This window comes from Saccharopolyspora sp. NPDC049357 (assembly GCF_040677225.1).
In the GTDB taxonomy this organism is placed as follows: domain Bacteria; phylum Actinomycetota; class Actinomycetes; order Mycobacteriales; family Pseudonocardiaceae; genus Saccharopolyspora.
This window is the reverse complement of sequence record NZ_JBFAQJ010000016.1, coordinates 128,517-139,791: the sequence shown is the minus strand read 5'-3', so window position 1 is coordinate 139,791 and position 11,275 is coordinate 128,517. Positions and strand designations below refer to the sequence as shown.

The 11,275-nt window shown below is 69.8% G+C and carries 1 protein-coding gene; it reads right to left on the bottom strand.

Annotation, left to right across the window (positions count from 1 at the left end; genetic code table 11):
• Nucleotides 1-11,234, bottom strand: an 11,234-nt coding sequence (locus AB0J91_RS16335) for a hypothetical protein (RefSeq protein WP_363869161.1), incomplete at its 3' end; no start/stop codon positions are given.
• Nucleotides 11,235-11,275: the final 41 nt, after the last annotated feature.

The window sequence follows — 11,275 nt, the reverse complement described above, 5'->3', positions numbered from 1 at the left end:
GACGGAACCGCCGTGTACGTCGAATACGACGGCCGACCCGACGACGAATGCGAATGCGACGAGTGATGCGACCTCGACGAGTGATGCGACCGCGACGACTCGTGCGACCGGCGCGACGAGTACCCGTCCGACGGCGGCAGACCGGGCGAGATGTCGGCCGAGTCGGTGTTGCGACCGGCCTGGGAGTCCTCGGCGAGTCCGAGGTCGCTGTCGCGGGTGAATCCGCTGTCCTGGTCGGCGTGCGGGTCGTAACCCCTGTGGCCCGGAACGAAGTTGTCGTTGTCGACGTTGGTGAGGTTCGGCGTCGTGCCGGGCAGGATGGTGCGCTTGCCGTCGGGGCCCTGGTGGAAGTAGCCCTCGACGGTCATCGCGGAGTGGATGTTCTCCGGATCGATGTGGCGGACGGCGTCCCACTCGGTCTGGAACTGCATGCGGTCCAGCAGCGCCTGCGGGAGGTTCTGCGAGGCCATGTGGATCATGTTGCCCGAGGACTCGATCTGGTAGATCTGCCCGGCCATCGGGAAGTACCACTTGCCGTCGCGCTGGATCGGCTGGCCGCCGTTGGGCACCACGAACTGGTGCGCCGCAACGGAACTGGGGGTCACCGACACGTAGCCGGAGCTCATGGCCTGGTCTCCGCCGTGCACGTGGGCGACCAGGTCGTAGTCCCTGCCCCAGGCGGTCATGCCGTCGCGGAAGATCTCCTCCGGCGGACGCGTGTCACCCCGGTACATCCACTGCGGTCGCGGCGGATTCGCCCGCAGCTGCGGGTTGTCGAGCGCGACCTCGTCGTTGGCGTTCTGCTGAACGTCGGGAGACGTCTGGGAACCGGTGCTGGAGCTCTCCGCGCTGGGCGGCAGTCCGGGCCTCCGGTCGTAGTAGTTGTCGTACGAGCTCGAATACCTCGGGTAGTAGGACGACGAGCTCGTAGTGGCCGGGTCGTGACCGTCGTCGGACGGCGAGCGCCGCCTGGGCGAACGACCGAGTCCGAGATCGGTGTCGCGGGTGAACCCGCTGTCCCGGTCGGCGTGCGGGTCGTAACCCCGGTAGCCGTCGACGAATCCGTCGTTGTCGACGTTGGTGAGCCTCGGTGTCGTGCCTGGCAGGATCGTGCGACGGCCATCGGGCCCCTGGTGGAAGTGCCCGCTCACGGTCATCGCCGAGTGGATGTTGCGCCGGTCGACGTGACGCACCGAGTCCCACTCGGTTTGGTACTGCATGCGGTCCAGCAGATCCTGCGGGAGGTTCTGCGACGCCATGTGAATCATGTTGCCGGAGGACTGGATCTGGTAGATCTGCCCCGACATGGGCACGTACCAGCGACCGTTGTGGCGGACCGGTTCGCCGCCGTCGGGGACGACGAACTGGTGCGCCGCCGTCGCACTCGGAGTCACCGACACGTAGCCGGAGTTGCGCGCGGCGTCACCGCCGTGCACGTGACTGACCAGGTTGTAGTCCCGGCCCCACGAGGTCATCCCATCGCGGAAGATCTCCTCCGGCGGACGCGTATCGCCCCGGTACATCCACGTCGGACGCGGCGGATTCGCCCGCAACTGCGGGTTGTCGAGGGTGACGGGGCCGGTCGGGTACGCGGGCGACGAGGTGGTCGCGTAGGAGGGGTTGTGCGAACGCGGCGCGTGCGACGAGCGGGAGGGCCGCGACGAGCCCGCGTACGGGTCGTGGTGGCTGCCGCGGTGCCTGCGGGGCCGGTCGCTCGGTGGGACCGCCGGTGAGACGTCGGCCGGGTTGGTCTCGCGCGGGGAGGACGTCGTGGTACCCGATGAAGGCGGAACCACACCATCGGTCACCAAAGACCCAGGCAGGTGCGGCGAAGCGATGTCCATGATCTGCTGCATGTGCCGATCCAGGACCCGGTAATCGACACCTTCCTGGCGGGTGTCCATCAGATCGCCCGGCACCGGGCTGTCCGAAGTGTTCAGCAGCTGACGCGGATGCGGATAAGCATCCCGGACACCGAAGAAGTGCATGACCTCGTGGGTGAACTCCGACGGAGTGGCACCCGCCGCCCACCGATGCTGATCCATCGGATTCTGCACATCATCCGGCCGACCCGGAACCACCTCGACGACACCGTCCGCATCGGCCGGGTCGTCGACGAAGACCACGTTGGCGTGGGCCTCGACGTCCGGTCCGGGCAGCAGGTGGGCCTGCTGGTTGACCAGCTGCTCGATGCCCGCGGCGGTGTTGGCGCGCACCGCCGCCAGATCCGCCGCGCTCACGCCATCAGCCGGACGCAGGTGCAGCTTCGTCTCCAGGTTCCAGCGACCCGGTTCCGGCGTGAGGCTGTAGCGGATCTCCTGCCGGATGCCGCTTCCCGGGCCGCGCTGGACGCTCGGCTGCCCGTCGGTGTTGCCGAAGACGAAGGCGTTGTCCAGCGGCTTCCACCGCTCGGCCTCCACCGTGAACGTCGGCAACGGCTCGTCGACGTCCACGGGCTGGTCGGCCACCGGCTGCTGGACCGGTGCGAGCTGCGGTGCTGCGGTCGGCAGCCGGTCGCGGATGGACTCGGCGATCTGGGCGCTGGCGGGGTCGGCGAAGAACTCCGCGGCGCGCTGCGACCCGAAGTCGTCGATGCCCGAGGCGTAGGCCACGGCGGCGAGGATCTCGCGGCCGGTGCTCTGCTTCGTCACCCCGAGGTCGCGGACGTCGATCTCGACGCTGCGCCCGGTCTCCTGGGTGCCGGTGGTGGACTGCGTGCTTCCGGTGCGTTCCAGGTTCACCGGGATGTAGTGCGCATCGGCCTTCGCGTTACCGCTGCCGGGGGTGGAGTGCGCGATGCCGTCGTGGCCGGTGAGCTGGTAGGTGCCGCGCAGGTCCTGGGCGATCTGGTTCGACAGCGCGCCGCCGACGATGTCTCCGCCGGTGCCGTGGTGCTGCTGGGCGGTGCCGCCGGGGACGGTCGGGAATCCGCCCATGTGGTTGGGCTGGCCGGTGTAGGGGTTGGTCTCGGGCCGGACGCCGAGCACCATCGTGTTGTCGTCCAGCCAGGGCAGCGCGAAGTACTTCTGCTTGCGCCACTGCCCGTCCTGCCCTCGTTCGAGCAGGTTGCCTGACCGGTCGAAGCGCCGGCCGTCGGTGTCGGTCCTGCTCTCGTCCGGGTGGATTCCGTTGTCCTGAGCGGTGTTCGGCGGGATTCCGGGGCCGATGTCGCGCCGCAGGTCCTGCAGCTCGAACTCGTTCTCGGCGATCTGCCTGCCGAGCTGGTCGAGCCGCTGCACGTCCGGCTCGGTGACCTCGATGCCCGCGCGGTGGATGATCTCGACCTGGCGCGGGTCGGGCCGCGGCCCGCCGTCGAGGTGCGGTTCGGCCATGGCCCGCACGGCGTCGGCGAGCTGGTTGATCCTGTTGGTCACCCGGTCGTACTGCGAGGTCAGCTCGGCGATCTGGTCCTCGAGTGTCTGGATCTCCTGCTGCGCCTGCTCGGGCGTCCGGGTGTTCCCCGCGGCCGTGTCCTGGGCGGTGGGGACCGGTGCGGTCCGGGGCGTCGCGGGGGCGTTCCGCGGCGGGTTGTCGAACGGGGTGTGCTCGCCTTCGCGGACGTCGAACTCGACCGGTGTGGCGGTGAACCCGTTCGGGCCCTCCATCCGGTGCTCGGACCAGGAGGGCGCGAAGTGCGGCTTGGAGCGGATCACCACGTCGTAGTGCGGGATCGCGGTGTAGCGGCGCCAGTCCTGCTGGCGGGTGCGGGAGTTGTGGCTCTGCTCCAGCGCGGCGGCTGCCGTCTCGGAGCCCGCCACACCGCGCGAGGCCGCGTTCTCGGCGTTGCTCCAGTTAGTGCCGTGGATGGCCATCAGGCCCAGGCCGGCGTCAGCGCTGCGGGCGTTGGCGTCGCTGGAGGACTGCCCGGCTTCCTGGCCGTGCTTCTCCTCGTGCTGCGCCTCGGTCCAGGAGTGCATGAACTGCGGATCGGTCAGCCGGGGCTTGACCTGCACCTCGTAGTCCACCGAGAGGAACCGGTCGTGCACCTTGAACGAGGTCGTGTAGCCGTCGTCGCTGAGCAGCCGCCGGTCGTGGCCGATGTTCGGGACGATCATGTCCGGCGAGAACAGCGTGTCGATCTTGCCCCGGTTCGGTGTTCCCTCGCCGAACCAGCGGTTCACCAGGTCCTTGTGCCCGCGGGCGTCGACGATGGCGTCCACCACCTGCTCGGTGAGCTGCGGGTCCCTGGTTCCCTTGGCCAGCTGGAAGGACGGGGTCTGCTTGGCGGTGTCGGTGATGTCGCGGCCGGTCGAGGCGGGAGTGTGGTCGGTCGGCTGGTCGAGCAGGAATTCGGGCAGGCTCAGGTCGACGTTGCCCTGGGTCTGGGACACCTGCGGGGGCAGCGTCACCTCGCGCAGTTCGGGGTGGCGGTAGGCGCTGGAGCCGACCGAGCCTTCGGTGAAGGTCGACAGCAGCAGCGGCGGGACGCGGAACCGGTGCACCGTGAAGTTGATCTTCACGGGCGCCCGCACGCCGACGTGGTCGTCGGTGTCCGAGCGGTCCTGGCCGAACGTGCCGACCTCGTTGGCCTGCTGCGTGCCGCTCTGGTTCGACCAGCCCACGACCGGCATGGGGGCGATGGCCCCGCCGTTGGCGGTCGTCGGGACGATGGGCCACGCGGTCAGCGACAGCGAGGTGGCCACGTCGCGCGATGAGTCCTGGCCCTGCCCGCGCACGCCTTGGGTCTCGGCGTAGCCGCCGGTCGCCACGTCGCCGCGGTCGATGATCTCCGCGCCCGGCTGCTGCTCGGCGGTCGCGGTGAACGTGTAGTAGTCCGAGCCGAACCAGCGGGAGCGGAACGTGGTGCGCTGCCAGCCGCCGTTGAGCATCTCGCGGACGTCGGCGGGGTTGTCGAGCGCGCGCAGCGCGTTGGTGGCGTCGAAGAGCGGTGCCGGGCGACCGGAATCCGGTGTCCAGCCCGGGAAGAGCTCGGGCGCGGCGTGCCAGAGCGCGCGGATCGCGTCGTCCGACAAGCGGTCCTGAGTTCCCGGCTGCGGCGACTGATCGGATTGCGTCTGGTCGCTCTGCGATTGATCGGATTGGGTGCTAGCCGGGTCCGGCGCGTCCCGGGTGAACCCGGCGACGACGACGGAGCGGTCCAGGCCCTTGCCGAGGTCTCGCAGCAACGGGAGGTCCTCGGTGAGCCGGCCGTCCGCGTGCGTGGTCACCGGGTTCTGCGGTCTGACGTAGAGCAGGCCGTCGGGGACGACGATCTCGACGTGATCGCTCTGCGCCCCGGTCGGGTAGGGGCTGATCGCGTCCCAGCGGTGGTTCGGCTGCCCGAACAGCTGCTGCCACGCGTCGGCGCGCACCGAGAGCACCAGGTCGCCGGTGTAGAGCTGCATCGGCGTCTTCACCTGCGAGGCGGCCTTGGTGGAGCCGCCCAGCGAATCATCGGTCCCACGTCCGGTCGACATGGACGCGCCGGCTCCGGCGTCGGCCATGCTGCCCCAGAAGTTGAGCCCGACCTCGCCCTCGGTGCCGCTGCTGGTGCCGTGGGAGATCGACACGCCCGTCCTGTTGGTGGTCTCCCACGTCGAGTTGCCGGGCACCGGGCCGAGCGGCCGCTCGTTGTGCACCCGCATCTCGAACGCGCCGCGCTGCATGCGGTCGAAGAGCACGCCGCCGTGCGCGCCGTCGTCGCGCACCTGCGGCGCGTGGAACATGCCCGCGAGCCGGGTCTGCCACCACTGCGGGTCGACGTCGACGAGGTGCTTCGGGTTGCTGTGCTTCGGGTCGGTGCTGCCGGTGTGCGCGATCCAGCGGCGGAACCGCTCGAACCTGCCTTCCTTGGCGCTGCGGACGGCGTCGCGCTGCATCTCGTGGAACGCGTCGTTGGCCTTGCCGTAGAGGTCGACCACAGAGACAACAGCGGTGTTGCTCATGTCGGCGCGGTTGCCGTCGTCGAGGTCGCGCGTGGCGGCGGGCTCCGGGTCGCCCGGGTTCCAGCCGGCGTCGGCGTCGAGCATGAAGCTGGCCACCCGGTAGTCCGCGTGCCCCGGGACCTGCATCTCGGTGGGCTGCGTCCTGCGGCTGAACGGGTTTCGCGCGGACGTGTCGGTGGCCTTGAGGTCCCAGGTGATGTCGCGTGTGACCCGATCGGCCTTGCCCTCGTACTTGATGCGCTGCTCGGATTCGAGGCTGTCGCCGTGCCCGCTGGACTTGCCGCGGCTCCAGCTGCCGCCGAGCCCGGCGATGCCGCCGACGTAGCTGTTGGAGCCGTACCCGGCGGGCCGGATCGTGGTGCGGACCATGCCCGCCAGCAGCGCGCCGACGCCGAAGCTGGTCTTGAACCCGGTCTTCCAGCCGCTCCCGTGCTTGCGCGTGGCGCTGAACCTGACGTCGTTGTCGAGCGTGCGCCGTCCCGTCACGTCGCCGAGGTCGGCGGTGAGCTCGAAGTGGAACTTCCGCCCGCCGGCCGTGACGTCGACGGTCACCGGCTTGCCGTCGCCGGTGAGGTCGTCGAACTTGGTCATCACCTTGTAGGGGCCGAAGCTGCTCAGGTCGCGGTTGACCTGGTTCCAGTCGACCGCGCCGATGTCCACGCCCCGCGAGGTGAGCTGCTGCTGGATGTGCTGTCGGGCCTGGTCGCGCAGCTGTCCGGTTCCGCCCACCCGGACCACGTTCTTGAACATGCCCTCGCCGTCGAGGACGGTGCGGATGCGTTCGCCGTGCTCGGGCGCGGTGGTCGGCTGGGCGGTGGGGGTCGTGCCGTTCGGGTTGAGGGCGTCGTTGAGCAGCCGCTCGAACTCGGGCACGTCCTCGTTGCGGACCCACACGTAGGTGGCGCCGTCGGTGGGTTGCACCGCGACCGGGTCGGACTCGGCCTTGCCACCCGGCCGCGAGGTGATCTCCGCGGCCAGCGACAGATCGATCCGGTAGCGCTGGGCGCCGTCGCTCTCCAGCGACTTGTCCTTGTTGGTGCCCGCTTCCCGGCCGGTCTGGGACTCCTGGCGATTGGAGGTGAGCGAGAGGACGCCGATGGGACCGATCTGCAGCGGGCTGCCGTGCCCGTCGATCTTCGCCTCGCCCGAGGTGAACAGGCCCCGGAGGCGGATGCCGCCGACGGCGCGCGATCCGATGCCGTTGGAGACGCTGGTGTCCTTGGTGTTGCGCAGGATCTCGCCGGTGCGGATCAGCTGCGGGTCGCCGATCTTCTCGAAACCGCGCACCTGCGGTTCGACCTTCACCTTGACCTCGGGGTGCTTCGACCAGTTCTTGCCCGGCATCCGCAGCCACTTGGGGTAGGTGGTGCGCTGGCTGATGTCGATGCCGTTGACCAGACCCTCGGAGGTCTCCTCCACGAACTGCGCGGTGTCGACCTTGGTGGCAACGCCGTCGCGGAGCGCGGTGTCCTCGCGGACCCAGTCGGGCAGCGTGGACATGACGTTGCGGTTGAGGTCGCCGATGCCCGCGTAGCCGTCGAGGTTGGCGATCAGCTGCTGGACGTCGGCGGGCACCGGCACCGGTGCGCGCGGAGCCGGGGCGTTCTGGGCGCCCGGCACGTCGGGGGCGGTGGTCGTCGGGTTCGTGTCGGCGGGGGCGGGTGCCGGCCGGGGCTTCTCGAGGACCGTCTCCGGGTAGGCCAAGCGGACCGTGGGATCGAACCGGGAGCTGCCCCGGTTGCCGTCGGACTCCCACTGGACCTGGAAGTTGACGTCGAACGCCTTGTGGTGGCCGCCGAGCTTCGCGGTGCGTTCCCTGGTGTTGCCGGTCTTGTCCGAGACGGTGTTGCTGCGGCTCTCGCCCCATCCGAGGAACGGCATCACGCGCAGGTTCAGCGAGGTCGCCGCCACCTCGATCGCCGAGTCCACCCAGCCGACGACCGCGTTCTGCCTCAGCTTGCGGGAAACCCCGTGGCTGGAGATGGACCGGCTGGCGCCTTCGTGCTTGCTGCTCTGCGCCGGGGTGTTGTGCACGGCGGTGTCGGAGGTGGCGACCGGCGCCACGGTGTCGGGGTCCATCCGCACGAACACGCTCTGCACGCCGTCGCGGGTGGGCACCTGGAAGCTGCGTCCGCTGGAGAGGATCTGCAGCAGGCCGAGCTCGCCGCGGGTGTCGACCAGTTGCTGGAACTGCTGCTGCAGCCCCGCTCGCACCGGTGGGGCGACGTCGATCTTGGCGGCGACGTTGGCCGCCAGCGGCGCGTTCTGGTTCGGGGACCACACGCCGTCGCTGGGCAGCAGCCGGGAGTTGTTGGAGATGACGCCGTCGCGGGTGAGCTCCGCGGGACGCGGGGTCTCGTCGACGTGCGCGGTCATGTCGACGGCGAAGGAATCCGCGGCCCGCGCCGTCTCCGGCAGCACCGGTGCCGGGGTGACCTGCGACGGGTCGCTCAGCGTCAGGTCCAGCTGCGGGTCCTGGTCCAATGCGGCGAAGAGGTCGTCGCTCGCGGTCGTGTCGGTGCCCTGCTGGGTCTGCTCCTGCTGCGCCGTGCTCTGGTCGCCGTTGGTGTCCTGGTACGTGCTCTGGTCCTGAGTGGACTGCTGCTCCCGACCGGTGTCCCGGCTCTGGGACTGCTGGTCGTTCGCGGTGCTCTCCGACGTCTCCTGGTTCTGCGAGTTCTCGACCACGTTGCCGCTGGAGTCGACGGTGACCGTGGCCTCCGAGGACTCGGTGGCGGGTGAGCCGGGGATCTCCGGCACCGCGGTCTGCGAGGTGGCCGCCACGTCGGTGACCGACGGGGAGGCCTGACCGGTGCCGGTCGTGCCACCGCGCGTGGTCGACGAGTTCGCGCCCGACTGCGGCTGGCTCTGCGACGGTGTCGAACTCGTCGGGGTGGTCGAGTTCGTCGCGGTGCTCGTCGATGTCTGCGTCTGCCCGGTCTGTCCCGTGCCGGCCATCCCGCCGATGGACTGCTGGCCGGTCACGGCACCGTTGCCGGTCTGCTCGTTCTGCTGAACCTGGTCGTTCGCGTCCTGGGCCTGGGTGTTCGACTGCGTCTGACCGTCCGGCTGAGTGCGACCGTCGGTCTGCGAGTCGGTCGAGCTCTCGGGCGTGGTCGAGGTGGTGCTGTCGCCGGACAGGTCCTGCTGTCCGGTCTCGTTCACCTGGTGCTGGGCCAGGTCGGTCTGCGACTGCGCCGAGTTCGGCGCGACCTGACCGGTCTGGTCGACCTGCGCGGTGTCCGCGCCGGTGCCGACCGGTGTCGTCGTCGGCTGCGTCTCGGCGGCGTTCTGCGGAGCGCTCTCCGGTGTGGTGGCGGCGGTGGAGTCGGAGTCCGTTGTGGACTGCTGCGGCGCCGTCGGGTCCGAACCGCTCTGCTGCGGCGCGTTGTTCTGCGGAGCGGGCTGCGCCGGGTTGGTGCCCGACGAGCTCGACTGCGAGGTCGATTCGGTGCCCTGCGCGGCCGAGTCAGGCCCGTCCGGGGTGATATGACCGGACTGCTGAGCACCGGAGTTCACCGGCGTCTGGGCGCCGCTGGAATCCCCGTCGTTGACCTGACCGGAAGTGCCCTGCGCATCACCCTGGATGGGAGACGTGGATTCCGGTGTGGACGGCGGAAGCCCGCTGGCGCCATGGGTGTTCGACTGCTGTACGGCCGGTGGGAGCCCTGGCGAGATGTCCGCGTCGGACGGGTTCGGCGGCGAAAGGCCGGGCGAGCTCTCGGGGTTCGACGAAGTGCTCGACGGCGGAAGCCCCGGCGAGATCTCCGGGCTGGAGTTCGACGGTGACGAGTTCCCGAGCCCACCGTCCGTGCCACCGGCGCCGACGCTGACGGTCTCCGACCCCGACGAATCGCCGGTCTCCGATCCCGGCTGCGTCGGGACCTGGGTCTGCGACTCGGTGATCGACCCGTTCGACGCGTCCGAACCCGGGCCGGACTGGGCGTTCTGACCGCCCGACTGGCCCGGGACCTGCGTCTGGGACTGCCCGAGCGACGACGGGTTCGTTCCGGTGCCTTCCGGCCCGCGGCTTCCCCCGCCCTGGTTCCCCTGCCCCTTCGAACCATCGGATCCGCCGCCTGCGACGCCCCCTCCCCCTGCGAGACCGCCGTCGGAGGAGATGCTCTGGGCGTCGCTGTCGATGTCGGAGGTGTCCAGGTCGCCATCGCCGCCCAGCAGCGGCGAGGTGTCGGAGTTGGGACCGTCTCCCTCGCGCTGCGCGGCCAGGAACGGGTTCTCACCGCTGCCCGGGGTGAGGTTGCCGTAGATGCCGGCGCCGATGACGCTGCCCAGGTTCTCCGAGAGACCGGCGGACATGCCCGCGGTGAACGAGTACGGGTTGGCCTGGAAGCCCTTGCCCGTCATCGCGCTGTAGAGGCCCTCGGTGAAGAACTCGTGCAGGCCCTCCTCGACCGCGTCGGCCAGACCTCGACCGAACTTCTCGGCCCACATGCCCTTGAGGCTCATGCCCGCGTAGTTGCCGGGCGTGTGGGCACCGAGGTCGCGGGCGATGTGGGTGTTCATGTGGTCGGAGACCTGCGTGGCGAACTTGGCCAGCGACGGCGCCTTCGGGAAGTCGTCGGCGAAGTTCTTGGACGCGGCCTCCGCGGCTGCCTTGAGGATGTCGTTGTCGATCTGGTCGCCGACGCCCTTGACCAGGCCTTTGGCGAGCATGTTGCCCATCGCGCCGCCGAGCGCGGCGAAGGGCAGGGCCAGCGCACCGCCGAGCGCACCGACGGCTGCGGCCTGCTTGGTGGAGTCCTCGTCCCAGTCGTCGCGGGTGCCCTTGGCCATCTGGATGCCCTGGGCGGCGGCGTCGATGGCGACCTGGAAGGCGATGCCGAAGACCTGCGCCTGGATGACGCGCATCAGCAGCCGGCCCCAGATGTTCTTGAGCAGGAAGCGGACGATGGCGTAGCGGCCGGCGAGCCAGGCCATGCTGGCGCCGAAGGTGGGGCCGGCCATCGCGATGGCCCAGGCGATCTCGGCGAGCAGCTCGATCAGCGACAGCAGGCTGACGAGCTTGACGTACTCGGTCTGCACCGAGAGCTGCTTGAGGAACCCGGCGATCTGCTCGTAACCGGTGGCCGCGGTTTCGATGTAGCCGTTGCTCTCGACGTACGGCGCCATCCGGTCGGCGAAGCGCATCGCCGCCTTGCCGTAGAACTCCGAGCGGATGAGCTTGATGGCCTGGGCGAGTTCTGGCGTGAGTTCGCTTCGCAGCCGTGCGGAGGTGTTGCGCCACGAATCCGACAGCTTCCGAAGTTGATCTTCATTGATCTGCGGCCACTTCTCACCGGTCAAGACCATGAAGAGGTTTCCGACCTCTTCCGGAACCATGATCGCCATCGTCAGCCCCCACGCCCTCGTCCGTGCGCGAACGGCCTCGG